Consider the following 22774-nt stretch of genomic DNA (forward strand, 5'->3'; position numbering starts at 1 on the left):
TCTTGATCCTGTCTCAAACCCGTTGCGCAATGCCTTGTAAACTAAGCCTTCCGAACGAGACCGGACGACATGAAGACTTCCAGATTGGCCCTCGCCGCCGCCCTGATGCTGTCCGCCTGCGGCCAGCCGCAACCGTCCAAGGCGCAGGAAGGCGTCTTCGCCGAACAGCCGCGTCAGGCTCCGCGCGACGCCGGGACGATGAAGTCCAGCTTTGCCCCTGTGGTGCGCGAGGCGGCCCCCGCCGTGGTCAATATCTCGGCGCGCGGCGTGCAGCAGGTCCGCGATCCCTTCTTCGAGATGTTTGGCGGCGGGCCGCAGTCGCGCGTGACCGGCTCGATCGGCTCGGGCGTCATTGTGCGCCCCGACGGGGTGGTGGTGACCAACAACCACGTCATCGAGAATATGCAGCAGATCCGCGTCACTCTGAACGATCGGCGCGAGTATGCGGCCAAGGTGCTGCTGGCGGATTCGCGCTCCGATATCGCCGTGCTGCAGCTGGAGGGCGTCGAGGGCAGTCTGCCGGTGCTGCGCATCGACGATCAGGAAGAACAGCAGGTCGGCGACCTGGTCCTGGCCATCGGCAATCCGTTCGGGGTCGGCCAAACGGTGACCAACGGCATCATTTCGGCGGTGAACCGCACCGAGACAGGGATCAGCGATTCCGGCTCCTTCATCCAGACCGACGCGGCCATCAACCCCGGCAACTCTGGCGGCGCCCTGGTCGACATGGACGGCGACCTGATCGGCATCAACACCGCCATCTTCTCGCGCACCGGCTCCTCGACGGGGGTGGGTTTCGCCGTGCCGGCGACCATGGTCAAGCGGGTGGTGGATTCCGCCATTGGCGGCGCCAAGTCCGTCGTCCGGCCCTGGCTGGGCGTGAAGGGCGACACCGTCAGCGCCGACATTGCTCGCAGCCTGGGCCTGTCGCGGCCGCAGGGCCTGATCATCACCGAGGTCTATCCTCAGGGGCCGGGCGCGCGCGCCGGGCTTGAGGAAGGCGATGTCATCACCGCCATCGACGGGGCCGAGATCAACGATCAGGGCGGGTTGAACTTCCGCGTCGGCACCAAGTCGCCGAACGCGACGGTCGCTGTGACCATCCTGCGCGACGGCCGGACCCAGACGATCAATGCGCGAGTTTCGACCCTCCCCGGCGAGGCTGAACCCGGTCCCGGCACGACCGTGGGGCAGGGGGCGCTGGCCGGCTTGCAAGGCGTGGCGCTGAATCCGGCTCTGGCCGACCGCCTGGGCGGCGATCCCTTTGTCAGCGGCGTGGTGGTGACGGGGGTGCAGCGCAACAGCCTGGCCGCGCGGATCGGCCTGCGTCCCAACGACCTGATCGCTCAGGTGGACGGGCGTCCGGCGACCTCGGTCGGCGTGCTGGCCCGGGCGCAGCGCGGCTCGGAACTGACCATCGTGCGCGGCGGGCGCAAGCTGACGGGGCGGTTGCCGTAATGGAACCGGGGATAGCTTCGCCTTTCCATTTGCGAACGGTGATGCCTCATGCCGAATGGCGGGATGATGATCCTGCCCTTCGCCGCCGCTCTTACCCTGCTGTCCGCAAGCGGGAACGCCCTGCATGACGATCCCCTGACGCAGCCGATTCCTGGAAACGCGGACTGGGTGAAGCCGCAGTCGCCGTTGAAGCTGTACGGAAACACCTATTTCGTCGGCACCGGCGGCCTCAGCCTGGTGCTGATCGATACCGGTGACGGTCTGATCCTGATCGACGGCGCCCTGCCTCAGACCGTGGCGGCGACGGAGGCGAGCATCCGTCACCTGGGTTTCCGGGTCGAGGACATCCGCTACATCCTGAACACCGAGGCGCACTATGATCATTCCGGAGGCCTGGCCGCCCTGACGCGCGACAGCGGGGCGCAGGTGATCACCAGTCCCATCGGCGCCGCCGCCCTGCGCACGGGCCGGGTCGACGCCCATGATCCACAGGCCGCCAATATTCCCGAGCATCCGCCGGTTCCCAATGCGCGGGGCATCGAGGACGGCGAGGCGGTTCGTCTGGGCGATACGGCGGTGACGGCGGTCTTTACGCCGGGCCATACGCCGGGCAGCGTCAGCTGGACGTGGAAGACGTGCGAAGGCGAGACCTGCGTGGACGTGGTGTTCGCCTCCAGTCTCAACGCGGTGGCGAACGGGGCCTTCACCTATAGGGCGCATCCCGACGTGACGGCGGCGCTGCGGACCTCCATCGATCGTATCGAGGCCCTGCCGTGCGACCTGCTGATCTCGGCCCACCCGGACAACTCGGGCGGCGACGTCAAGATCGCGGCCTTGGAGGCCGGGGTCACGCCCAACCCCTTCCTCGATCCGTCAGCCTGTCGCGCCTATGCCGAAAGGGCGCGGGGGCGGCTTCAGGCGCGACTGGATCGCGAAGCGCCCTAAACGCCCTTGCTGGGGCCGCCGATGGACCAAGTGTGGCCGAAGGGGTCGCGGACCTGGCCGTAACGGTCGCCCCAGAACTGGTCCTCGAGCGGCATGACAGGAATGGCGCCGGCCACCAGGGCGCGGTTCCACCACTCGTCGGGATCATCGACCTGAAGATGCAGGGTGACGCCCCTGGGGGTGATGTCGGACTCGCCGGTCCATTCTGGGAATTCGTCGGCCAGCATCAGACTGGCGCCATTGATCCTGAGGTGGGCGTGCATCAGCCGCTCGCCGTCCTCGGCGGGCATCCGCATGATCTCCTCGGCGCCGAAGGCTCGGCCGTAGAACTCGATGGCCGCCGCGCCGCCACGCGAGGGGATGGTCAGGTGGGGCGTGACGCCGCCGGTGGGGCCTTGGTTGGCCTGGGGTTCGGACATGGAGCTTCCTCGGTTGGCCCGATACTAGTGCGTGCAGTTCCGTGAACGAACGCCTATCTCTGCCGTTCCCCAATCCTTGACTGTCTCATGAGTGATCTGTTCGAAGCCTCCGGCATCCATCCCCCCGACGCGCCGCTTGCTGACCGTCTGCGCCCGCAGACGCTGGATCAGGTCGTGGGTCAGGATCATCTGCTGGGCGTCGGCGGGCCGATCCGGCGCATGATCGAGGCCGGGCGCCTGGGCTCCATGATCCTGTGGGGGCCGCCCGGCACCGGCAAGACCACCATCGCCCGGCTGTTGGCCAAGGCGGCGGGCTATGAATATCAATCGATTAGCGCCGTCTTCTCGGGCGTTGCTGACCTGAAGAAGGCGTTCGAGGCTGCAAGGATGCGACGGGCCGCGGGCCAGCAGACCCTTCTGTTCGTGGACGAAATCCACCGCTTCAACCGCGCCCAGCAGGACGGATTCCTGCCCTTCGTCGAGGAGGGGGTGGTCACCCTGGTCGGCGCTACGACCGAGAACCCGAGCTTTGAGCTGAACGGGGCGCTGCTGTCGCGGTCACAGGTCTATGTGCTGAAGCGTCTGGATGACGCGGCGCTGGATCAACTGCTGGATCGGGCGGCGGCCCTGATGGACCGACCCTTGCCGCTGACGTCGGAAGCGCGTCAGGCCATGCTGGCCCTGGCCGACGGCGACGGCCGCTATCTGCTGACCATGTCCGAGGTCCTGTTCGACCTGCCTGAGGGCCAGCCGTTGGACGTGCAGGCCCTGGCGGGCGTGCTTCAGAAACGCGCCCCCGCCTACGACAAGTCGCGCGAGGAGCACTACAACCTCATATCGGCCCTGCATAAGTCGGTGCGCGGGTCCGACCCGGACGCGGCGCTCTACTGGCTGGCGCGGATGCTGAACGGGGGCGAGGACCCGCTGTATCTGGCGCGGCGCATCGTGCGGATGGCGGTCGAAGACATCGGCCAGGCCGACCCCCTGTCCATCATCGTCGCCAACGCCGCCAAGGACACCTACGACTTCCTGGGTTCGCCCGAGGGGGAACTGGCGCTGGCTCAGGCGGTGGTCCACCTGGCCACGGCGCCCAAGTCTGTCGGGGTCTATGAGGCCTTCAAGGCGGCGAAGAAGGCGGCGCACGAAACCGGCTCGCTGATGCCGCCCGCCCATATCCGCAACGCCCCGACCAAGCTGATGAAGTCGCTCGGCTACGGCAAGGGCTACCAGTACGACCCCGACACCCCCGAGGGCTTTTCGGGCGCCAACTTCTTCCCCGACGAGATGGAGCGCCGCACCTTCTACAAGCCCAAGGGCGAGGGGCATGAGGAGAAGGTCAAGGCGCGGCTGGAACGCTGGGCGGCGCTGCGGGAACGGGCGCAAAGGGAAGGCTGAGCGGTAAATGACCAGATCACGGATTTTGGCTGTAGCGCCAATCCTGCCGATTTTCGTTCTGGCGCTTCAATACTGGGGAATCCAGCGCTCGCCCGATCTCCCAGATGTGTGGTCCTTCTGGATGTTGCTTGCGACGCTTGTTGCGGCCGTCGTTTTCTTTGGATCACTGCCCAGCCGTTGGTGGGCGGTGGCGGGTATCGGTGCGGCGGCAGCAATGGCCGGGTTCAACGTGATCGCGATCAAGTTGAATATCGCCTGGAGGGTCTCCGGCGGTGTGCCGGAGAATTGGCTTCTTGAGTTAAGCGCTATTGTCTTTGTTCTGCTGATCCCGGCGGCGCTGTTGGCTGGGACTATTGCATGCATTGCCTGCGCTCGGCGCTGGTTTGTCGGAGAGTGATCGCTGTTCATTGTTAAGCATGGCGGTTAGGGCCTAGCCTGCCCCATCGGCAACCTGGGGAGGGAAACATGACCGATATTGCGAGGCGTCAGGCGACGCCCTGGCATCTGTGGCTGGTGGGCGGACTGTCGCTGCTGTGGAATGCGACCGGCGTCTGGCAGTGGTATCAACAAGTGACGGGCGCTCCGGCATATTGGGACGCGTTGACGGCGGCGGAGGCGGCCTATCTGCGCGCCGCGCCGGTCTGGACCGACGTCGCGTTCGGCGCTGCGGTCTGGTGCGGCTTGCTTGGGGCCATGCTGTTGCTGTTTCGTCGCCGGCTGGCGTTCAACGCCTTTATCGCCGGCTTGATCGCCATGCTCGCGGACAGCGTCTACGTTCATTTTCTCAGCAATGGCCGCGAGGTTATGGGCGCCGCTGGCATGGGCTTCGGATTGCTTGTCATCCTCATCTTCATCGGCCAGATCGCCTATTCCCGATGGGCGCGCGGCAAGGCGATAATCCGCTAGGCCATAGCTGGCTATGGCTGTTTCGCTGCTTCGGCATGCCTCGGCCATGGCGAAGAAGGCCGTCCTCCGCTAAAGGCTCGGCGGGTGAAAACCCGCCAGCCCGCTTCCCTGACCGAAGAAGACATCGCCGCCGTCCGTTCGTGGGTCATCCACGAGGACGCGCACATCATCGCCTTCAACAAGCCGTCGGGCCTGTCGAGCCAGGGCGGACGCATCCAGGCCCACACCCTGGACGACCTTCTGTGGGCCTTCGCGCGCTCGAACGGCAAGCGGCCGGAACTGGTGCATCGGCTGGACCGAGACACCTCGGGCGTCATCCTGGCGGCCAAGACCAAGCCGGCGGCGGGCTTCCTGGGCAAGGCCATGCAGATGCGCCGGTTCCAGAAGACCTATCTGGCCCTGGTGTCGGCCGCGCCCGAGCCCAAGTCGGGCCGCATCACCGCCGCCCTGCGCCGCGAGGAGATCGGGCGCGAATCCTATATGCGGGTGGTCGAGTTCGACGCCCCGGGCGCGCAAGGCGCGGTCAGCGGCTATCGCACCCTGGCGGCCAGCGAGGACGGGGCTCTGGTCGAACTGTCGCCCGAGACGGGGCGGATGCATCAACTCAGGGTCCACATGGCCTCGATCGGTCGGCCTCTGGTCGGCGACGTGCGTTACGGCGGGGCCCTGACCTTCGCCGGTCGTGGTGCGCCGCGCCTGATGCTGCACGCGGCCAAGCTGTCCTTTCCGCATCCCGAGGGCGGCGAGCGCGTGACGCTGGAGGCGGCGCCGCCTGAGGACTTCGCGGCCTTGCAGGCGGCGGCGGGGCTCTAGGCGGTTCAGCTTCTGTTCAGCGTCACGGCGGAACATCCACGATAGCTCGACGCTAATCGGGCAGGAGATTTCGCATGAAACGTCTGACCTTCGGCCTGATCGCAGCCTCCGCCCTGCTGCTGAGCGCCTGCGCCAGCCTGGCCCCCTATGGTCCGCAGCAGTCCGCGCGGGGGCAGGGGTTCAGCGAGCAGCAGATTGAATCCAACCGTTTCCGCGTCACCTATAACGGCGTCGGCGCGCCCGGCCCGGTGGTCGATCGCGCCCTGTTCCGTGCAGGGCAACTGACGGTGGATCAGGGCTATGATTGGTTCGAGGTGACGCAGCGCTGGATCGACGGCCGTCCCGACAGCGCCGGCGGCGTGCGCCCCAGCGTCTCGATCGGGGCGGGCGGCGGTCGTTACGGCGGCTATAGCACGTCGGGTGTCGGCGTGGGGCTGGGTTTTGATCTCAGCGGGCCGCAGCCGACCTCGACCACGCTGGAGATCGTCATGGGGCGCGGCGCCAAGCCGGACCGCGCCGAGGCCTATGACGCACGCCGGGTTCAGGACGCGATCCGCAACCGGCTGTAAGGCCCCGCCAACCGCTGTCATTCCCGCCGTGTCGGTGTAGAAGCCCGGCATGATGCAATTTCTTCTTGTCGCCGCCGGCGGCGCCCTGGGGGCTGTGGCCCGCTATGGGCTGGGCCTGACGGTTGGGCGGCTGGCCCCTGGCTCCGCTTGGCCGTGGGGCACCTTCGCCGCCAACATCATCGGCGGTCTGCTGATGGGGCTGTTGGCCGGCTGGCTGGCGCTGAAGGTGGGCGCGGGACAGGAGAGCATCCGCCTGTTCGCCGCTGTCGGCGTGCTGGGCGGCTTCACCACCTTCTCGGCATTTTCACTGGAAGCCGCTTTGATGATCGAACGCCGTGAACTGGCCACGGCTTTCGTCTATGCGGTGGGTTCGGTGGTTCTTGCCATCGCCGCCCTGTTCGTCGGCCTGATGATCGCGCGCAAACTGTTTACCGGAGTGGGCGCATGAGCCGCGAAGTCCAGACCCTCTATGTCGCCGAAGACGAGCACGACATCCGCCTGGATCGGTGGTTCAAGCGCCGCTGGCCGCACCTGACCCATATCCAGGTCGAGAAGATGGCCCGCAAGGGCGAGATCCGCGTCGATGGCTCGCGGGTCAAGCCGCAGGACCGCCTGACCGCCGGCGCCGCCGTGCGTGTGCCGCCCCTGCCTGAGGCCAATCCGCGCAAGCCCGGCGACCTGCACGAACTGACCGAGCGCGACGTGGCCTACGCCAAGTCGCTGGTCCTCTATGAAGACGACATGGTCATCGCCCTGAACAAGCCGCACGGCCTGGCGGTGCAGGGCGGCACCAAGACCACCAAGCACGTCGACCGCCTGCTGTCGGCCTGGGGCGAGGGGATGGACCGTCCGCGTCTGGTCCACCGCCTGGACCGCGACACCTCGGGCGTCCTGCTGCTGGGCAAGGGGCCGGAGGCGGCCAAGCGTCTGGCCGGGGCCTTCGCCCGTCGTCAGGCCAAGAAGACCTATTGGGCCATCGTCATCGGCAACCCCAAGCCTTCGGCGGGTCAGATCGACATGGCGCTGAAGAAGACCGGCATCAACGACTTCGAGATGATGCGCCCGGCTGATCCCAAGGACCCCAAGGGCGAACCGGCCGAGACCGCCTTCGCCACCATCAGCCGCGCCGCCCACCGCGCCGCCTGGATGGCCCTGCGCCCCTTCACCGGCCGCACCCACCAGTTGCGCGCCCACATGGCCGCCATCGGCCACCCCATCCTGGGCGATCCCAAGTACGGCGACGACAAGTCGCGCGAACTGTCCGGGGTGCTGAAGCTGCAGTTGCACGCCCGCCGCATCGAGCTGGACCACCCGCGCGGCGGCAAGCTGATCGTCGAGGCGCCGCTCAGCCCCGAGATGAAGGCTGGCTTCGCCCACTTCGGCTTCTCTGAGGATGAAAGCGACGTCGATCCGTTTGAAGGGGTCAAGCGCCAGCGATGATGCGTCCGCTCGCCGTTTTCGACATCGACGGGACCCTGGTGGACAGCCGGGCCTCGATCCATCGGGCCTGTTGCGAGGCCGCGCGGGAACTGGGTTTGCCTGAGCCATCCTATGATCGGGTGCGCCAGATTGTCGGTCTGACGCTGGACAAGGCGCTGCATGTGCTGGAGCCGGGGCTGACCCTGGCTGAACTGGCCGACTTCGTCGCGGCGTTTCAGGCCAGCTTCCGCACCATGTATGAGGCGGGCCACGAGGAGCCGCTTTATCCCGGCGTCATGGACACCCTGCGGCGGTTGAAGCGGGACGGCTGGCGGCTGTCGCTGGCGACGGGCCAGAACCGGCGCGGGGTGGCCCGCAATCTGGCGCGCCCGGGATGGAGCGAACTGTTCCTGTCCAGCCACTGCGCGGCGGATGGTCCGGGCAAGCCCGATCCGGCCATGCTGTTCGCCGCCATGACCGCCTGCGGGGCCGACGCGGCCTCGACCGTAATGATCGGCGACACCAGCCACGACATTAGGATGGCGCTGAACGCAGGCGTGCATCCTCTGGGGGTCGGATGGGGTTTCCACACCCATGAGGAACAGGCGGCGGCAGGCGCGCATCACGTCGCCGTCGACTGTCCTGATCTGGAGGCGGCGCTGGACCGCTTCGCCGCTACTGCTCTTGCTGCCTGAGACGACCCATGTCCCACATCCCTCCGCTTGATCCCAACGTCGCCGCCCGCAAGGGCTTTCGCGAGTCCGAGGAGCGCATCAAGCGCTTCTGGACGGTCGCCGACGTGTCGAAAGACGAGGGCGGCTGGACAGTGCGGCTGGACGGTCGCACGCCCAAGACCCCGGCGGGAAACACCCTGACCCTGCCGACCGAGGCCGCCGCGCGTCTGGTCGCCGACGAATGGGCGGCGCAGGGCGAGTTCCTGGTTCCTGGAACCATGCCCGCCACCCGTCTGGCCTCGACCGCCATCGACCGGGTCAGCCAGACGCGCGAGCCGGTGGCCGCCGAGATCGCCGCCTACGCCGGATCGGATGTCGTCTGCTACCTGGCCGAGCATCCGACGGCCCTGATCGAGCGTCAGCAGGCGGAGTGGGGGCCGTGGCGCGACTGGGCGGCCAGGGAACTGGGCGTGGTCCTGCACACGGCCGAAGGCATCGTCCATCGGCCCCAGGCGCCCGAGGCGCTGGAGCGGGTCAAGGCTCTGGCTCTGGAGATGGACGACCACGCCCTGACCGGTCTGGCGACGGCGGTGCCGCTGCTGGGGTCGGCGGTGCTGGGGCTGGCGGTGCAGCGCGGGGCCCTGTCGGGCGCGGCGGCGCTGGACCTGTCGCGTCTGGATGAGGCCTTTACCGAGGAACGCTGGGGCGTGGACGAAGAGGCGGCGGCGCGCGTGGCCGCTCATCGCGACGAGGCGACTCTGTTGCAGCGGTGGTTCGAGGCGCTGCAGGGCTAACTTTCCATTTTGGAAAATAACGACTTGCCATCATGGAAACTGACGCATACTCTTTCCAGATTGGAAAGTGAGGTTTCGTCATGCCCCAGACCCCCCAAAGCCCTCAGGATGCCTTGGCGTCGATCCGGGCCGCGCGCAGCAGCGTCGCGCCATCACTGGAATATCCCCTAGGTTACGACCTGGCCTACGGCGCGGTATGCGGACTTCTGGTCGCGGGGCAGGGCATGCCTCAGCCGTGGTCGCTGATCGTCCTGCCCATCGCCCTGGGCGGTCTGGCCGTCATGGTGATGTGGTGGCGCCGGAAGTTCGGCTGGTGGGTCAGCGGCTACTCGCCAAAACGCGCGCGCTGGGTGGCGTTCGGGCTCTTGGCCGTCTTCCTCGGATTGATCAGCCTGTCGCTTTATGGCCGGTTCGTCGGGCCGTGGTGGTTGTTCATGGTGTCGGGTGCGCTCGGTTTCGTCGCGGCTATCGTGGGGAGCCGGATCTGGACGGCCGTGTGGCGGCGGGAGCTGGAGACAGGTGAATGAGCGCGCGCCCAGTCTTTGACGCGATCATCCATGCTCCGGGGCGGCTGCAGATCTGCGCCCTTCTGTCCGGGATCGACGATGCGGAGTTCGCCATGATCCGCGACCGGCTTGAAGTGTCGGACTCGGTTCTATCCAAGCATCTGAAACAGCTGGATGAGGCGGGTTATGTCACGCTTCGCAAGGCGGTGTCTGAGGGACGTCAACGGACGTGGATCAGCCTGACGTCCGCAGGCAAGAAAGCCTTCGCCAGCCATGTTGCGGAACTCACCCGAATGGCCGGACTCGCCTTGACCTGATGGATCAGCCCATCTGGCCGCTGATCAGGGCTTCACGCTCCTCGGCCGTGATCATCCGCCACTTGCCCTCGGGCAGGTTGTTCAGGTGAATCGGGCCGACGCGGATGCGCAGCAGGTCGATGACCTCCAGATCGACCATTTCACACATGCGACGGATCTGGCGATTGCGGCCTTCGGTCAGGATGAAGCGCAAGCGGTTCTGCTCCATGCGCGAGACCTTGGCGTATTTCAGGATGCGCCCGTCCAGCATCAGGCCGCGACGCAGCAGGGCCAGCTTCTTCTCCGTCACGTCGCCTTCGATGCGGACCAGGTATTCCTTGTCCAGGCGCGACTGAGGCCCGATCACGGCCTTGGCCACCACGCCGTCCGACGACAGCATCAGCAGGCCGCGCGAATCCTCGTCCAGACGGCCGATGGGGGGCAGGGAGGCGTCCTCGGCGGGCGGCGTGCCTTCACCGACCAGGTTTTCGGCGGTCAGCAGGCGCACAGCGGGGATCTTGTCCGGCTCGGGCTGGCCCGAGACATAGCCCAGCGGCTTGTGCATCAGGATGGTGACGCCCGACGCCAGGGCGGCCTGGCCCCGGTCGTTCAGGGTCAGGGTCTGGCCCGGCTCGATCTTGCGCCCCGCGTCGGTGACGCTCTCGCCGTCGATCGTGACCATGCCGGCGGCAATCAGGGCCTCGGCCTCGCGGCGCGAGCAGACGCCGGTCTGGCCCAGCCACTTGTTGATGCGGACAGGCTCAGGGCCGTCGTAGGTGCGGGTGAAAGCCATGGCGGTCGATCCTCGAAGATGCGGCTCTGTAGAGGCCGTGAGTGCGGCCAGGCAAGGCCCATTGCGACCGATGTTCGCAAAGATTTCGCGCAAGAGGTCTGAATATCGCTGAGATCAGATGACCGTGACCGGACATTGACCCTCAGCGCAGGCGGCCTATATGTTCAGTCACCCCATCGAACTGATCCAGATCGCGTTCGGCGTCGCCGTGACGCGGCGATTCACGTTTTCAGTTCCACATCAGGGGCGTTTCGCCTGATCCATTATGAACCGGCGAACGAATATTGAACGATAACCTTCGAAGGAGACGTCTTGTACGCTCAACGCAACGCTACGACCGCACCCCGCCCTCGTCAGGGCTTCAACCGTCCCGCCCCCGTGCGTCTGCGCATGGCTCTGATCATGCGCAAGGGCATGGATTTCGGCTCGCTGGGCGACATGGAGACCGCGCTTCGCTTTGACGGCGTGTCCCTGGCGCCGATCTCCACCGGGGACGCCAGTCTGGTCAGCGGCGGCGTGACCGTGCTGGCGACTGCGACGGCGGACGACATCACCGGCGGACGGGTCAAGGGCGTGGTCGTGCCGGGCGGTGCGACGGACGAGGCAGGCGTGGCTCAGACCAAGGCGCTGCTGGCGCTGGCCAAGGATCAGGGCCTGCCGGTTCTGGCCTTTGCCGACGGCGTGACCCTGACGGCCGAAGCCTTTGGCGTGACCGCGGATGCGCCGGGCGCAGTGTTCCAGGGTGGCAAGGTTGCCCTGATCAACGACCGCGCCGAACTGTCGGCGGTGGTCGCGACCATTTCCTGATGGGCGAGGGCCTGATCAGGCTCGTCTGAACACAAGGCTGATGTTGTTGGCGGGCATCTCCGTCCGCAACGTCAGCGCCAGGCCATGCGATCGGGCCAGGGCGACGACCGCGTCGCGGTCGCGCAGACCCCAGGCCGGATCGCGGGTCTTCAGGCTGGCGTCAAAGGCTTCGTTGGACGGCGCCAGAGGGACTTCGGCCTCGCGATAGGGGCCGTAGAGATAGAGCAGGCCGCCGGGGCGCGGCAGAGCGCGCTCCGCCAGCTTCATCAGCCCCTCGGTCGCCGCCCACGGGCTGATGTGGACCATATTGATGCAGACGACGGCGTCGTACTGCGCCTCGGGCCAGGTCGCCTCGTCCAGACAGTCCAAGGCCAGCGGCGTTTGCAGTCGCTCGGTCCCGGCCTCGGCGGCCCAGGCGGCGATGCTGGCGCGCGCGTCCGCGCTGGGATCGCTGGGCGTCCAGTCCAATCCGGGCAGGGCGCTGGAAAAGAAGACGGCGTGCTGGCCCGAGCCGGAGGCGATTTCCAGAACTCGCCCGCTTTTCGGCAGATGGGCGCGCAGGATGCGAAGGATCGGTTCCGCATTGCGAAGCGAGGCCGGGGAGGCCAGAGCCCCGTCAGGACGGGCGGTCAGGGTGTCCATGGTGCGCATCCGACTGTGGTATCGCCGCTCGGCGCGACGGGCGACCGGAAAACATGCTGCGACGCAGCAATTTTATTCCGAGCGGGGTGAATTCCGGCAACGGTTGACCTTGCGTCGCCTCTGGTGGCATTGCGCCTGTAACAGGGCGTGATCGGCGCCCGACTCGTCACGGCGGCGTCAGATCGTCGGACGGCACGGTTCAGGAGACCATAGTTGTGACTGCAGACGTATCGATTCCGGGACTCTATCCCGCGCCGACCGAGCACAAGGGCCTGGTCGCCTGGGTCGCCCAGATCGCGGCCCTGACCAAGCCGGACCGGGTGCACTGGTGCGACGGCTCTGAAGCCGAAAAATCGGCCATCGTCGCCGACCTGATCGGCAAGGGCACGCTGAAGGAACTGGATCAGGCCAAGCGTCCCGGCTGCTACTACGCCGCTTCGGACCCCAAGGACGTGGCCCGCGTCGAGAGCCGCACCTTCATCTGCTCGGAAGAGGAGGCCGACGCCGGCCCGACCAATAACTGGGCGGACCCGATCGAGATGCGCGACCGCCTCGACGGTCTGTTCGACGGCTGCATGAAGGGCCGGACGATGTATGTCGTCCCCTTCTGCATGGGCCCGCTGGGCTCCAAGATCTCCGCCTTGGGCGTCGAGATCACCGACAGCGGCTATGTCGCCGTGTCGATGGGCGTCATGACCCGCATGGGCAAGGGCGCGCTGGACATGCTGGGCTCCGATGGCGTCTTCGTGCCCGCCGTCCACACCCTGGGCGCGCCGCTGGCTGAAGGTCAGGCCGATGTGCCGTGGCCCTGCAACGACGACAAGTGGATCGTCCACTTCCCCGAAACCCGCGAAATCTGGTCCTACGGCTCGGGCTACGGCGGCAACGCCCTGCTGGGCAAGAAGTGCTACGCCCTGCGCATCGCCTCGATCATGGCCCGCGACGAGGGGTGGCTGGCCGAGCATATGCTGATCCTCAAGCTGACCAGCCCCGAGGGCGTGTCCAAGTACGTGGCCGCCGCCTTCCCGAGCGCCTGCGGCAAGACCAATCTGGCCATGCTGCAACCGGCGCTGGACGGCTGGAAGGCCGAGACGGTCGGCGACGACATCGCCTGGATGCGCTTCGGCGACGATGGCCGCCTCTATGCTGTGAACCCCGAAGCGGGCTTCTTCGGTGTGGCGCCGGGCACCAGCCGCAACACCAACCACAACGCGCTCGAGACCCTGGCGAAGAACACCATCTTCACCAACGTCGCCCTGACCGCTGACGGCGACGTCTGGTGGGAAGGTCTGACCAAGGAAGCGCCTGCGGGCCTGACCAACTGGAAGGGGCAGCCCCACGATCCGGCCTCGGGCGAGCCTGCTGCTCACCCCAACGCCCGCTTCGCCGCCCCCGCCGGCCAGTGCCCGGCCATCGCGCCCGAGTGGGAAGACCCGGCGGGCGTGCCGATCGACGCCATCCTGTTCGGCGGTCGCCGCGCCTCGGCTGTGCCGCTGGTGACGGAAGCCTTCGACTGGGAGCACGGGGTCTTCATGGGCTCGACCGTGGCCTCGGAAGGCACCGCCGCCGCCGAGAACAAGGTCGGCGAGTTGCGCCGCGATCCCTTCGCCATGCTGCCCTTCTGCGGCTACAACATGGGCGACTATTTCGGCCACTGGCTGAAGCTGGGCGAGAAGGCGGATGCGGCCAAGCTGCCGCGCCTCTTCTTCGTCAACTGGTTCCGCAAGAACGAGGACGGCAAGTTCGTCTGGCCGGGCTTTGGCGACAACGCCCGCGTGCTGAAGTGGATCGTCGAGCGTCTGGACCGTCAGGCCGAGGCTGTGGACACCCCGGTCGGACGCCTGCCGACCAAGGCTGCGCTGGACCTGTCGGGCCTGAGCCTGTCGGACGCCGACCTGAAGATCCTGCTGGACGTCGACGCCGACGTCTGGACCGAGGAAGCCAGCCTGATCCCCGCCTTCTACGAGAAGTTCGGCGATCGCCTGCCCAAGGCTCTGTGGGGCCAGCACGCGGCCCTGACCAAGCGCCTAGAAGAGGCTCGCGCCGCCAAGCTGGCCGCCGAGTAAGACAAAAGCCGGGTTGAAATCGGGGCGCGGGAGGTCGAAGGACAGCCCGTGCCCCTTTTCAATTCTCAAGACATCCTTGTGGTCGGCGCGGGCGTTCTGGGCCTGTGCACGGCGGCGGAACTGGCCCGGCGCGGCCATGTCGTGACCGTGGTCGATCCCGGCGGTCTGAACGCCTCGGGCGTGGCGGCGGGAATGATCGCCCCGGCCATGGAAAGCGCTATCGACGACCTGAGCCCTGATCACGCCGAACTGCTGCGGCGCGCCCGCGACGCCTGGAGCGAGTTCGCGGAGGCGACGGGCGTTCGGCTAGACCGTGGCGCGGCTGAATGGCGCGGGGGGAATATTGAGGCTCTGGCGGGGCGGCTAGCGACGCTAGGCTTCGCCTATGACTATGACCGCGACGCAGGGCGGCTGACGACGGACGAAGACTGGAAGGTCGAGCCTGAGCAGGCGCTGGTGGCGCTGTGCCGGGGTGTTCGCACTCTTGAAGGCCGGGCGACGGACCTGGTGCGCCTTGACGCTCGCTGGCGCGGCGAGACAACGGCAGGGCCGGTCGAAGCTGATCATGTCGTGCTGGCGACCGGGGCGGGGGCGGCGCTGGATGGCCTGCCCGAGGACGCCGCACGGCTGCTGGCTTTGATCGCGCCCATCCGAGGTCAGATTGGTCTGGTCAGCGAGCGGCTGGTCGAACACGTCGTGCGTGGTCCCGGCGCCTATGTGGCGCCGATGGGGCTAGGCTGTGTGATCGGGGCGACGATGGAGGCGGGCGAGCGGTCGTTGACGCCTGATCCTGAACGCTGCGCACAGATGCTGGACGCGGCCTGGGCCGTGCTGGGCCAGACGCCGCGACCGCTGACAATCGAGTGGCGCGCGGGCGTGCGTGGGGCGACGCCCGACGGTCTGCCGATGGCGGGGGCGGTCGGGGGCGGGCTGCATCTGGCCCTGGGGCCGCGTCGCAACGGCTGGCTGCTGGGGCCGCTGGTCGCGGGCGTGGTGGCTGACGAAGTCGAGGGCCGGTCCTCGAAAGAACCGACCCTCGCCCCCCGTCGCTTCACCTGACGTTCGAGCCTACTCGGGCAGGGTGAAGCGAATGGCCATGCTGACGCGGGCGCCGTCGACGGCCTGACCATCGACCGTGCGCGGGCTGAGGCGGAAGTAGCGCGTCAGGCCCAGAGCGGCGCGCCCGAAGCCTTGATTGCCCGGCGTTTCCGAGGCGACCGAACAGCCGGTCAGGCTGCCGTCCACCTTGACCAGGCAGGACAGGTTGGCCACGCCGCTGACGCCGCGCGCCTCGGCGTTGGAGGGGTAGGCCCGCATCATCTGCTCGGCCGACGGCTTCCTGAGCCAGTCGGGGTTGGTGATGACTGGCGGCGAGCGCACCGGTTCGGCGGCGACCGCCGTGCCGGTCGAAGGCTCGCTGGCGGGGGCGGTGATGTTGATGGCCGGTCCGGCGTCAATCGAGGTGACGGGCGCGATCGGAACCGGCAGCGGCGCCACGTTGGACGGAATCACCGTCTCGGGCCGATGGATCGGCGGAGTCGGCGCCGGAGGAACCTTGGGCGTGACGGTCGGTTCCGGCGGCTTGGGCATGGGCAGGATGTCGATGCGCGTGATCGGCCCCTCGCTTTCCACGGGAATGTCCGCCAGCTCAAAGCGTTGGTTATAGAGCCAGACCCCGGCCCCGACATGGACCAGGGCGGAAACCCCGATCGCCGCCCACATCCAGCGCGGGATCGGCTTTTTCCGTTCGGCGAAATCGATGGGGCTGACCAGTCCGGGGCCGCCCGCGGTTCTCATCATCATGGCCTTCAACGCCTCCTGTCGTCGGCCCTCCCCAGCGCCCACGGAACAAAGTTCGCGCCAGGCTTGCGGCTTTATTGCGGCGCTTGTTTATTAGGCTTTCATTAACCTTGGTTAGCGACCGTCAACCATATGAGCGTAGGAGCGATTCCATCATCCGGCGGGGTTGAGGCGGCCATTCGGCGTGCGTCCAGCACGACCGGCGTGGACTTCGACTTCCTGATGAAGACGGCGCGTCGCGAAAGCGCGATGAACCCCTCCGCGCGGGCCTCGACCTCGTCGGCCTCAGGCCTGTTCCAGTTCATCGAGCAGACCTGGCTGGCCACGGTCAAGCAGCACGGCGCCAAGCACGGCTATGGCCAGTACGCCGATCTGATTCATCGCGGCGACGACGGCCGCTGGCGGGTGCAGGGCTCGGCCCGCAACGTGGTGCTGGACCTGCGCTTCGACGCCCAGGCCGCCTCGGCCATGGCGGCGGAACTGACGGCCTCGAACGCCGCCTATCTGCGCGGCCGCACGGGGCAGGAGCCAGGGGCAGGCGATCTCTACGCCGCCCACTTCCTCGGCCCGGCGGGCGCCGCCAAGCTGATGGAGGCCATGCAGTCGCGGCCGGGCGCCAGCGCGGCCTCGCTGTTCCCCGACGCGGCCTCGGCCAATCGCTCGATCTTCTACCGCAATGGACGTCACGCTACGGTGGCCGAGGTTCACGCCAACCTGCAGCGCACGGCGGGCGAGGGCGCGCCGGCGTCGGGCGTCGGGTCGGCTCCGAAGAACGCCATGCCGGACCTGAGCGAGAAGGATCGCATGCTGGCGGCCCGTCTGGATCGGCTGAAGCAGGACCAGAGTCTGCTGGCTTTGCTGCTGGGGCAGGACGGTCAGGGCGGCAAGAGCAGCGGGTTTGGCGGAGCCTTCGCACCGCCTGCGGAGACCTCTGTCTGAACGAACGTAGTTTCGCCTCACTCCTAACGAGGCGTTAACTATGTAAAGCTAAGCGTGACGATTGATTCTTCGCCCGCCTAGCTCATGAGCTCCTTGCATGACCGCCTACCGCGCCCGACTGACGGAAAGCGACATCCGGCGCCTGATCAAGTCTGACGCGGAAGACGAGCGCGCGGCGGCGGCGCACAAGCTGTGCCGAAGCATCGACCGGATGCCTCTGGACGAGGCGGATCGCGCGGCGGCGCAGAAGATCCTGATCGTCATGGCCAATGACACGGCCGAACTGGTGCGTCGCGCCCTGGCGGTGACGCTGAAGGCCTCCGACCTGATGCCGCGAGAGGTGGCGCGTCGTCTGGTCGCCGACGTGGATAGCGTCGCCCTGCCCATCATCACCAGTTCGCCGGTCTTTACCGATGACGACCTGATCGAGATCGTGCGCGCCGGTTCGGTGGTGCGTCAGAACGCCGTGGCCTCGCGCCATCGCGTGCCCCGCGACGTGGCGACAGTTCTAGCGGCCGAGGGCGGGGTATTGGCGGTGCGTGCGCTGGCGGCCAACGACAACGCCGACATTTCCGAAGCGGCCCTGGGCGTAGTCATCGACCGGTTTGGTCAGACCTCCGAGATCGTGGCCGCCATTGCCTATCGTCAGGTCCTGCCGCTGTCGGTGACCGAGCGGCTGGTGGCCCTGGCCAGCGACGCCGTGCGCGAACATCTGGTGACGCGTCATGCGGTGGCGCCCGAGACCGCCATCCAGTTCGCCCATTTCGCGCGCGAGCGGGCGACGGTCGATCTGGTGGATCAGGCGCGGGTCAGCAACGACCTGTCGGCCTTTGTCGCCGGATTGAACGCGCGCAAGGCGTTGAACGCCTCATTGCTACTGCGGGCCTTGGCGCGCGGGCAAATGGCGCTGTTTGAGCACGCACTGGCCGAACTGACCGGCACACCTCATCATCGCGCCTGGCTGATGGTGCACGACGCCGGGCCCCTGGGTCTGAAGGCCATCTATGATCGGGCGGGCCTGCCTCCGCGCCTGTTTCAGGCCTTCCGGGCAGGCGTTGATACCTGGCGCGCCTTGCAGGCCGAGGGCGGCGACACCGCCAGCGACGACTTCCGCCAGCGGATGTTGGAGCGTTTCCTGAGCCAGCGCCCCAATACGTCACGCGACGATCTGGCCTACCTGATGGAGCGACTGGACCGTCCGGCGGCCCAGAACGCGGAAACTGCCGTCAGCGCCGCCTGATCAAACGCCAGGCAAGAAAAAAGGCGCCCCGGCATCGGCGGCGCCTTTTCCTTGGCTTTTCTTCGCCAGCCGTCAGGCCAGATGTTCGGCGACGCGCGCTTCCAAGGTTTCGGCCAGTTCGCGACCGACCGGGTGCTCGTCGGTCTGGATCTCGTCACGGACCACGGCGCGGATGGCGTCGATGTGAGCGTCGAGGATGGCCACCGAGGCCTGCATCCGCTTGTCGGCGTCGTCCATCATCCGGCACAGCGAACCGGCGATGCGGGTGACCAGCGGATACTGATAGGTGGCGCCCAGCCCCTTCAGGTCGTGGGCGCGGAAATAGAGAGCCTCGGCCGTCTCGGGCGTATAGCCCTTGGCGCGGATGTCGGCCTGGGCCTGATCCAGCTTGACGATTTCGTCGTTCAGCCACTGGCCGAACTGGGCCGACATGGCCTTGAGGGCGGCCTCGGCCTTGGCGATGGCGTCGGCGTCGATGCCGCCGAAGCCGCCGACCTTGGCGCGCAGCGGGTTGGGCGGACGAATGACCTGGGGAGGGTTGCTCACGTGACGGGCTCCTGAACTCGTGAGGTCACCTTATGCGGCGGAGCCTTAAAAACCCGTGACGTTCAACTGGCGAACTGCTCGGCCATGACGCGCTCCTCGAATGAGCGCCCTGCATCGAACAGCATGGTCAGGCTGATGTCGCGGCGTTCGCGCACCTCGACCCGAGTGACGCGGCGGACTTCGAAATTATCGGCGGTGGCGCTGACCGGGCGCTTGTCCGGCTCCAGCACCTCGAAGCGCACCCGCGCGGTATGCGACAGCAGGGCGCCGCGCCAGCGCCGGGGACGGAAGGCGCTGATCGGCGTCAGCGCCAGACTGGGCGCATCCAGAGGGATGATCGGGCCGTGCGCTGACAGGTTGTAGGCGGTTGAGCCAGCGGGCGTGGCCACCATGCAGCCGTCGCAGCTCAGTTCCTCCAGCCGCACCTTGTCGTTGATGCTGACACGCAGCTTGGCGGTCTGGCGCGTCTGACGCAGCAGGGAGACCTCGTTGATGGCCAGGCCGCTGTGGACCTCGCCGCTCTCGACCCAGGCATCCATCTGCAGAGGATGGATGACGGTGCGGTCGGCCTCGGCCAGGCGAGCCGGCAGATCGTCTTCGTCGTAGTCATTCATCAGGAAACCGACCGAGCCCCGGTTCATGCCATAGACCGGGGTGCGGAGCTGCAGGTTGTTGTGCAGGGTCTCCAGCATGAAGCCGTCGCCGCCCAGGGCGACGATCACGTCCGCTTCGGCCACCGGCACGGAGCCGTAGCGTTCGGTCAGCCGTTCGCGCGCCGTTTCCGCTTCAGGGCGGTCGCTGGCGACGAAGGTCAGGGCGAGGGGGGCGGAGGTGTTCACGCCTTCACGCAAGCTGAGCGGAGCCTCTGTGTCAAACGGAAGCGCCGCCGACATCGGCCATCAAGAGGCGAAATTCATAGGCGGCCTGATCGGCTGAACGCTCGGCCAGACGCCAGGCCGAACTGTCGGGATCGCGCGGGAAGCCTTTGTTCAGCTTGCGGATTTCGGTCAAGATTGCAGGAAAGGCGGCGCGATCCAGTCCAACGGCGATGCAGGCCAGGAACAGGGGGCGCGCCGTATCGCCGCCCAGGGCGTGCAGAACCTGAGACACCTCGAACCGGCCCAGGGTCGCCAGGCCGTGGGCGAAGACGCCCAGCTTTTCCTCACGCAGGGCGCGGATGAGATAGGCGGGGCGAAGCTGGCCTGCCGCATGCAGTTTGGCCACCAACCGCGCGTCGATGTCTTCGGCGGCGGGCAGGGCGGCCACGGCCTTCCATTCGACGCCGGCGCCTTGGTGGACGGCGGCCTGGACGGCTTCGGCCAGTCGCGCGGGATCGAGGGGAAAGCGGTCGCTGATCGCCTGTCGCAGGGCGTCGCCGACCCATTGATACAGGCGCAGGGCCAGGGTCTCGTCCAATGACGGATGACGGGTCAGCGGCGCGCGCAGGGCGGCCAGTTGTCGCGATCGGGCGACCAGGTCGGCGAAGGCGGCGGTTTCAATGCGAGCGCTGCGGTTGGTGGCCAAGGCGGTCATCACCGCCGGATCGCCGCCGGCGACGATGGCGCGCGCCACGGCGGCGCCGATGTCGGGGCGCAGGGCGACCTGAATCTGATGTTCGATCGAGCAGTCGGCCAGAAGCTGCAACAGGTCGTTGTCGAGCAGCAGCGGGCTGGCGGCGATCACCGGGCGAGCGATGTCGATCTCGTCGGCGGCCAGCATCCGCACCAGGGCGGCGGGGGGCCAGTCGGCCTTGGCCAGCCGCTGGGCCAGAGCCTGGCGTATTTCGCGCTCCGCGTCGCGGGTCAAGGCGATGAAGATGTCGGCCAGGGCTTCGGGCGCGCCGCCGTGGGCGCCGGCGGATTCATAGAGGCCGGCGATCCCCATCAACAGGCGGTTCTGATCATCGGGCGAGCGCTTCTTGGCCAGGTCCAGCAACTGGTTCAAACCGGACAGGGGAACGGCCTGCGAGGGCTTGGCCGGATCTAGCGGAACGACTGTGGACACCGGCGGCTCCGCGGATCGAAAAACGGCCGCGTAAGGCCGCGCGTCATCATCGTGCGCGGGCGTGAAAACAGGGTTAACGAAATCCTTCTGCAGCGGACGCGGGTCGCTTGACGGCGAGGCAAGGCGGGGCGACCTTCAACCTAACAATGATAAGGGAGGTCGTTATGGCGGACGGATCGACGTCGTCGCTGAAATCGCGGGTGTCCGAGGCCGAGTGGCAGGTGCGAGTCGAACTGGCGGCGCTTTACCGCTTGGTGGCCTTGCACGGGTGGGACGACATGATCTTTACCCATATTTCCGCCCGCGTGCCCGGACCGGAGCATCACTTCCTGATCAATCCCTACGGCTGGTATTTCGATGAAATTACAGCCTCTTCTCTGGTGAAGGTCGATCTGGACGGCAACATTGTTCAAGAGACGACCAATTTCATCAATCCGGCCGGATTCACCATTCACTCGGCCGTCCATGCGGCGCGCGAGGACGCCAAGTTCGTCATCCATCTGCACACGGTGAGCGGCGTCGGCGTGGCGGCCCAGAAAGACGGTCTTTTGCCCATCAGCCAGAACGCCTGCCTGTTGCAGCATCAGGTGGCCTATCACGGCTATGAAGGCCTGGCGCTGAACCATGACGAGCGCGAGCGACTGGTGGCCGATCTGGGCGACAAGCCGCTGATGCTGTTGCGCAACCACGGCACGATGGCGGTCGGCGAAACGGCGGCCCAGGCCTGGGTTGGCATCTTCTTCCTGGAGCGGGCTTGCGCCCAGCAGGTGGCGGCCCTGTCGGGCGGGCGCGAGAACGTGCTGATCGCCCCGGACGCCGCCCAGGCCGAGACCAAGGACCAGGGTCGCGGCATAGGCTTCGTCTCCGCCTTGGCCTGGCCCGGCGCCCTGCGTCAGCTGGAACGAAAATCACCGGGCTACGACGTGTGAAGGCGGTCGGGGGGCTGCTGATCGGGCTGGGGTTATCGGCGGTTGGGGCGTCGTCGGCCGCCGCCGGGGCCTGGAACCTGCCAAAGGGGCAGGGGCAGGCGATCCTGAAGTACGAGGACATGCGCGCCGATGAGGCCTTTGGCCCGTTCGGCGGCCGGTTCGACCTGCCCGGCGGGCGGGTCGATCGCACCGCCTCCCTGCTGGTCGAATATGGCGTGACCGACCGGCTGACCCTGCAGGTCAAGGGAGAGTGGCAGCAGGGGCGCGACGCCTATATCGACTTCGACGGGCGCGGCCCGTTGGAGATCGGCGGGCGCTGGCAGGTCTATCGCGATCCCGAAAATGTGGTGGCGGTCTATGCCGGCTACGCCCAGGGCGGCGAAGGGCGCAACGCCGGCTATGCGCCGCCGGGCGCCGGCGACAGCGATTGGGAGTTGCGCGTGATGGGCGGCCGCAGCTGGAGCGAGCCGCGCACCTTCGTCGAGGCCCAACTGGCGCGCCGTTGGCGCAGCGGCCTGACGGACGAGGTGCGGATGGACGTGACCGCCGGCGCCCATCTGGGGCAGAACTGGTTGGTGATGGGGCAGGTGTTCGCCGGTGTGACGGACAAGGCTCCGGACGGCGCCAGCGCGGGTTGGTTGTCGCTCGAAGGTTCGGCGGTGCGCCGGTTCGGCGACTGGAGCGTTCAGGTCGGCTGGCGACAAGCGGTGGCGGGGCACGAAATCGCCATATCGCGTGGGCCGATTATTGGCCTCTGGCGGCGTTTTTAGACCGACTTGCCGCGACGGAACCTGACCGGTTCCACGTTACAGAT

Annotated in this window: 27 protein-coding genes; 20 read left to right on the top strand and 7 right to left on the bottom strand. The window is 67.3% G+C overall.

The window, feature by feature from the left end; genetic code table 11:
• Positions 1 to 69: 69 nt before the first annotated feature.
• Together CQ039_RS00190 and bla are read left to right on the top strand one after the other, a co-directional pair.
• Complete coding sequence (locus CQ039_RS00190) at positions 70 to 1458, top strand: trypsin-like peptidase domain-containing protein (RefSeq protein ID WP_105563662.1); 1389 nt, start codon at positions 70 to 72, stop codon at positions 1456 to 1458.
• A gap of 66 nt (positions 1459 to 1524) precedes the next feature.
• A complete protein-coding gene (gene bla / locus CQ039_RS00195) occupies positions 1525 to 2403 on the top strand; it encodes a subclass B3 metallo-beta-lactamase (protein ID WP_199188411.1) in 879 nt (292 codons plus the stop codon).
• On the opposite strand, the gene CQ039_RS00200 is transcribed toward bla, so the two are convergent.
• Entirely contained in the window at positions 2400 to 2822 is a 423-nt protein-coding gene (locus tag CQ039_RS00200; RefSeq protein WP_105563664.1) for a VOC family protein, read from the bottom strand. The genes bla and CQ039_RS00200 overlap by 4 nt on opposite strands.
• 87 nt (positions 2823 to 2909) lie before the next feature.
• Here CQ039_RS00200 and CQ039_RS00205 point away from each other — a divergent pair, with 87 nt between their 5' ends.
• From CQ039_RS00205 to CQ039_RS00255, 11 genes are all read left to right on the top strand, one after another.
• Positions 2910 to 4217 carry a replication-associated recombination protein A gene (locus CQ039_RS00205; RefSeq protein ID WP_105563665.1) on the top strand — a complete coding sequence of 436 codons (1308 nt, stop codon included), beginning with the start codon at positions 2910 to 2912 and terminating at the stop codon, positions 4215 to 4217.
• A 7-nt stretch (positions 4218 to 4224) separates the two neighbouring features.
• Positions 4225 to 4614 (top strand): hypothetical protein, encoded by a 390-nt coding sequence (locus tag CQ039_RS00210; protein WP_105563666.1) that lies wholly within the window; start codon positions 4225 to 4227, stop codon positions 4612 to 4614.
• A gap of 68 nt (positions 4615 to 4682) precedes the next feature.
• Complete coding sequence (locus CQ039_RS00215; RefSeq protein WP_105563667.1) at positions 4683 to 5123, top strand: hypothetical protein; 441 nt, start codon at positions 4683 to 4685, stop codon at positions 5121 to 5123.
• 84 nt (positions 5124 to 5207) lie between these two features.
• Positions 5208 to 5936: an RluA family pseudouridine synthase gene (locus CQ039_RS00220; protein WP_105563668.1), complete on the top strand. Its 729-nt coding sequence runs from the start codon at positions 5208 to 5210 to the stop codon at positions 5934 to 5936.
• Between the two features lie 74 nt (positions 5937 to 6010).
• Positions 6011 to 6505, top strand: coding sequence for a hypothetical protein (locus CQ039_RS00225; protein ID WP_105563669.1), 495 nt, complete (start codon positions 6011 to 6013; stop codon positions 6503 to 6505).
• A gap of 49 nt (positions 6506 to 6554) precedes the next feature.
• The gene (gene crcB / locus CQ039_RS00230; protein WP_105563670.1) at positions 6555 to 6953 is read left to right on the top strand and encodes a fluoride efflux transporter CrcB; all 399 of its coding nucleotides are present in this window, start codon (positions 6555 to 6557) and stop codon (positions 6951 to 6953) included.
• Positions 6950 to 7945 (top strand): RluA family pseudouridine synthase, encoded by a 996-nt coding sequence (locus CQ039_RS00235; protein ID WP_105563671.1) that lies wholly within the window; start codon positions 6950 to 6952, stop codon positions 7943 to 7945. The genes crcB and CQ039_RS00235 overlap by 4 nt, the downstream gene beginning before the upstream one ends.
• Entirely contained in the window at positions 7942 to 8619 is a 678-nt protein-coding gene (locus CQ039_RS00240; protein ID WP_233190232.1) for an HAD-IA family hydrolase, read from the top strand. Before CQ039_RS00235 ends, CQ039_RS00240 begins: the two co-directional genes overlap by 4 nt.
• 8 nt (positions 8620 to 8627) lie before the next feature.
• Positions 8628 to 9392, top strand: a complete 765-nt coding sequence (locus tag CQ039_RS00245) for an ATP12 family chaperone protein (protein WP_105563672.1) — start codon at positions 8628 to 8630, stop codon at positions 9390 to 9392.
• A gap of 80 nt (positions 9393 to 9472) precedes the next feature.
• Positions 9473 to 9919 (top strand): hypothetical protein, encoded by a 447-nt coding sequence (locus CQ039_RS00250; protein WP_105563673.1) that lies wholly within the window; start codon positions 9473 to 9475, stop codon positions 9917 to 9919.
• Positions 9916 to 10215, top strand: a complete 300-nt coding sequence (locus CQ039_RS00255) for a transcriptional regulator (protein WP_105563674.1) — start codon at positions 9916 to 9918, stop codon at positions 10213 to 10215. Before CQ039_RS00250 ends, CQ039_RS00255 begins: the two co-directional genes overlap by 4 nt.
• A gap of 4 nt (positions 10216 to 10219) precedes the next feature.
• Here CQ039_RS00255 and CQ039_RS00260 read toward each other — a convergent pair whose 3' ends face one another.
• The gene (locus tag CQ039_RS00260) at positions 10220 to 10987 is read right to left on the bottom strand and encodes a pseudouridine synthase (protein ID WP_105563675.1); all 768 of its coding nucleotides are present in this window, start codon (positions 10985 to 10987) and stop codon (positions 10220 to 10222) included.
• Between the two features lie 312 nt (positions 10988 to 11299).
• On the opposite strand from CQ039_RS00260, the gene CQ039_RS00265 reads away from it, so the two are divergent.
• Positions 11300 to 11794, top strand: a complete 495-nt coding sequence (locus CQ039_RS00265) for a hypothetical protein (protein ID WP_233190233.1) — start codon at positions 11300 to 11302, stop codon at positions 11792 to 11794.
• Positions 11795 to 11809: 15 nt separating this feature from the next.
• Here CQ039_RS00265 and CQ039_RS00270 read toward each other — a convergent pair whose 3' ends face one another.
• Positions 11810 to 12436: a DUF938 domain-containing protein gene (locus CQ039_RS00270; RefSeq protein ID WP_233190234.1), complete on the bottom strand. Its 627-nt coding sequence runs from the start codon at positions 12434 to 12436 to the stop codon at positions 11810 to 11812.
• A 215-nt stretch (positions 12437 to 12651) separates the two neighbouring features.
• Between CQ039_RS00270 and CQ039_RS00275 the strand changes: the two genes are divergently transcribed.
• Together CQ039_RS00275 and CQ039_RS00280 are read left to right on the top strand one after the other, a co-directional pair.
• On the top strand, positions 12652 to 14502 hold the full coding sequence (locus tag CQ039_RS00275) for a phosphoenolpyruvate carboxykinase (GTP) (RefSeq protein WP_199183514.1): 1851 nt from the start codon (positions 12652 to 12654) through the stop codon (positions 14500 to 14502).
• 48 nt (positions 14503 to 14550) lie between these two features.
• Complete coding sequence (locus CQ039_RS00280; RefSeq protein ID WP_199183515.1) at positions 14551 to 15561, top strand: FAD-binding oxidoreductase; 1011 nt, start codon at positions 14551 to 14553, stop codon at positions 15559 to 15561.
• Positions 15562 to 15570: 9 nt separating this feature from the next.
• Here the strand turns inward: CQ039_RS00280 and CQ039_RS00285 are convergent, their stop codons facing one another.
• Entirely contained in the window at positions 15571 to 16305 is a 735-nt protein-coding gene (locus CQ039_RS00285) for a TonB family protein (RefSeq protein WP_105564994.1), read from the bottom strand.
• Positions 16306 to 16434: 129 nt separating this feature from the next.
• Here CQ039_RS00285 and CQ039_RS00290 point away from each other — a divergent pair, with 129 nt between their 5' ends.
• Together CQ039_RS00290 and CQ039_RS00295 are read left to right on the top strand one after the other, a co-directional pair.
• Positions 16435 to 17241, top strand: coding sequence for a transglycosylase SLT domain-containing protein (locus CQ039_RS00290; RefSeq protein ID WP_105564987.1), 807 nt, complete (start codon positions 16435 to 16437; stop codon positions 17239 to 17241).
• A gap of 97 nt (positions 17242 to 17338) precedes the next feature.
• Entirely contained in the window at positions 17339 to 18481 is a 1143-nt protein-coding gene (locus CQ039_RS00295; protein WP_105564988.1) for a DUF2336 domain-containing protein, read from the top strand.
• A gap of 72 nt (positions 18482 to 18553) precedes the next feature.
• Here CQ039_RS00295 and CQ039_RS00300 read toward each other — a convergent pair whose 3' ends face one another.
• The 3 genes from CQ039_RS00300 to CQ039_RS00310 all read right to left on the bottom strand — a co-directional run bounded on the left by CQ039_RS00300 (position 18554) and on the right by CQ039_RS00310 (position 21031).
• A complete protein-coding gene (locus CQ039_RS00300; RefSeq protein WP_105564989.1) occupies positions 18554 to 19027 on the bottom strand; it encodes an Hpt domain-containing protein in 474 nt (157 codons plus the stop codon).
• A gap of 62 nt (positions 19028 to 19089) precedes the next feature.
• Complete coding sequence (locus tag CQ039_RS00305) at positions 19090 to 19866, bottom strand: NAD kinase (RefSeq protein ID WP_105564995.1); 777 nt, start codon at positions 19864 to 19866, stop codon at positions 19090 to 19092.
• A 31-nt stretch (positions 19867 to 19897) separates the two neighbouring features.
• Positions 19898 to 21031, bottom strand: a complete 1134-nt coding sequence (locus tag CQ039_RS00310) for a DUF2336 domain-containing protein (RefSeq protein ID WP_105564990.1) — start codon at positions 21029 to 21031, stop codon at positions 19898 to 19900.
• Positions 21032 to 21195: 164 nt separating this feature from the next.
• On the opposite strand from CQ039_RS00310, the gene CQ039_RS00315 reads away from it, so the two are divergent.
• Together CQ039_RS00315 and CQ039_RS00320 are read left to right on the top strand one after the other, a co-directional pair.
• Positions 21196 to 21960 (top strand): class II aldolase/adducin family protein, encoded by a 765-nt coding sequence (locus CQ039_RS00315; RefSeq protein WP_105564991.1) that lies wholly within the window; start codon positions 21196 to 21198, stop codon positions 21958 to 21960.
• On the top strand, positions 21957 to 22730 hold the full coding sequence (locus tag CQ039_RS00320) for a hypothetical protein (protein WP_105564992.1): 774 nt from the start codon (positions 21957 to 21959) through the stop codon (positions 22728 to 22730). The genes CQ039_RS00315 and CQ039_RS00320 overlap by 4 nt, the downstream gene beginning before the upstream one ends.
• Positions 22731 to 22774: the final 44 nt, after the last annotated feature.

It is taken from the genome of Brevundimonas sp. MYb52, assembly GCF_002979535.1.
Taxonomy (GTDB): Bacteria; Pseudomonadota; Alphaproteobacteria; order Caulobacterales; family Caulobacteraceae; genus Brevundimonas.

What these genes read in the sequence shown, in the direction of transcription:
- CQ039_RS00190 (WP_105563662.1), top strand. Translation starts at nt 70, where the DNA reads ATGAAGACTTCCAGATTGGCCCTCGCCGCCGCCCTGATGCTGTCCGCC.
- bla (WP_199188411.1), top strand. Translation starts at nt 1,525, where the DNA reads ATGATCCTGCCCTTCGCCGCCGCTCTTACCCTGCTGTCCGCAAGCGGG.
- CQ039_RS00200 (WP_105563664.1), bottom strand. Translation starts at nt 2,822, where the DNA reads ATGTCCGAACCCCAGGCCAACCAAGGCCCCACCGGCGGCGTCACGCCC.
- CQ039_RS00205 (WP_105563665.1), top strand. Translation starts at nt 2,910, where the DNA reads ATGAGTGATCTGTTCGAAGCCTCCGGCATCCATCCCCCCGACGCGCCG.
- CQ039_RS00210 (WP_105563666.1), top strand. Translation starts at nt 4,225, where the DNA reads ATGACCAGATCACGGATTTTGGCTGTAGCGCCAATCCTGCCGATTTTC.
- CQ039_RS00215 (WP_105563667.1), top strand. Translation starts at nt 4,683, where the DNA reads ATGACCGATATTGCGAGGCGTCAGGCGACGCCCTGGCATCTGTGGCTG.
- CQ039_RS00225 (WP_105563669.1), top strand. Translation starts at nt 6,011, where the DNA reads ATGAAACGTCTGACCTTCGGCCTGATCGCAGCCTCCGCCCTGCTGCTG.
- crcB (WP_105563670.1), top strand. Translation starts at nt 6,555, where the DNA reads ATGATGCAATTTCTTCTTGTCGCCGCCGGCGGCGCCCTGGGGGCTGTG.
- CQ039_RS00235 (WP_105563671.1), top strand. Translation starts at nt 6,950, where the DNA reads ATGAGCCGCGAAGTCCAGACCCTCTATGTCGCCGAAGACGAGCACGAC.
- CQ039_RS00240 (WP_233190232.1), top strand. Translation starts at nt 7,942, where the DNA reads ATGATGCGTCCGCTCGCCGTTTTCGACATCGACGGGACCCTGGTGGAC.
- CQ039_RS00245 (WP_105563672.1), top strand. Translation starts at nt 8,628, where the DNA reads ATGTCCCACATCCCTCCGCTTGATCCCAACGTCGCCGCCCGCAAGGGC.
- CQ039_RS00250 (WP_105563673.1), top strand. Translation starts at nt 9,473, where the DNA reads ATGCCCCAGACCCCCCAAAGCCCTCAGGATGCCTTGGCGTCGATCCGG.
- CQ039_RS00255 (WP_105563674.1), top strand. Translation starts at nt 9,916, where the DNA reads ATGAGCGCGCGCCCAGTCTTTGACGCGATCATCCATGCTCCGGGGCGG.
- CQ039_RS00260 (WP_105563675.1), bottom strand. Translation starts at nt 10,987, where the DNA reads ATGGCTTTCACCCGCACCTACGACGGCCCTGAGCCTGTCCGCATCAAC.
- CQ039_RS00270 (WP_233190234.1), bottom strand. Translation starts at nt 12,436, where the DNA reads ATGGACACCCTGACCGCCCGTCCTGACGGGGCTCTGGCCTCCCCGGCC.
- CQ039_RS00285 (WP_105564994.1), bottom strand. Translation starts at nt 16,305, where the DNA reads ATGATGATGAGAACCGCGGGCGGCCCCGGACTGGTCAGCCCCATCGAT.
- CQ039_RS00290 (WP_105564987.1), top strand. Translation starts at nt 16,435, where the DNA reads ATGAGCGTAGGAGCGATTCCATCATCCGGCGGGGTTGAGGCGGCCATT.
- CQ039_RS00295 (WP_105564988.1), top strand. Translation starts at nt 17,339, where the DNA reads ATGACCGCCTACCGCGCCCGACTGACGGAAAGCGACATCCGGCGCCTG.
- CQ039_RS00315 (WP_105564991.1), top strand. Translation starts at nt 21,196, where the DNA reads ATGGCGGACGGATCGACGTCGTCGCTGAAATCGCGGGTGTCCGAGGCC.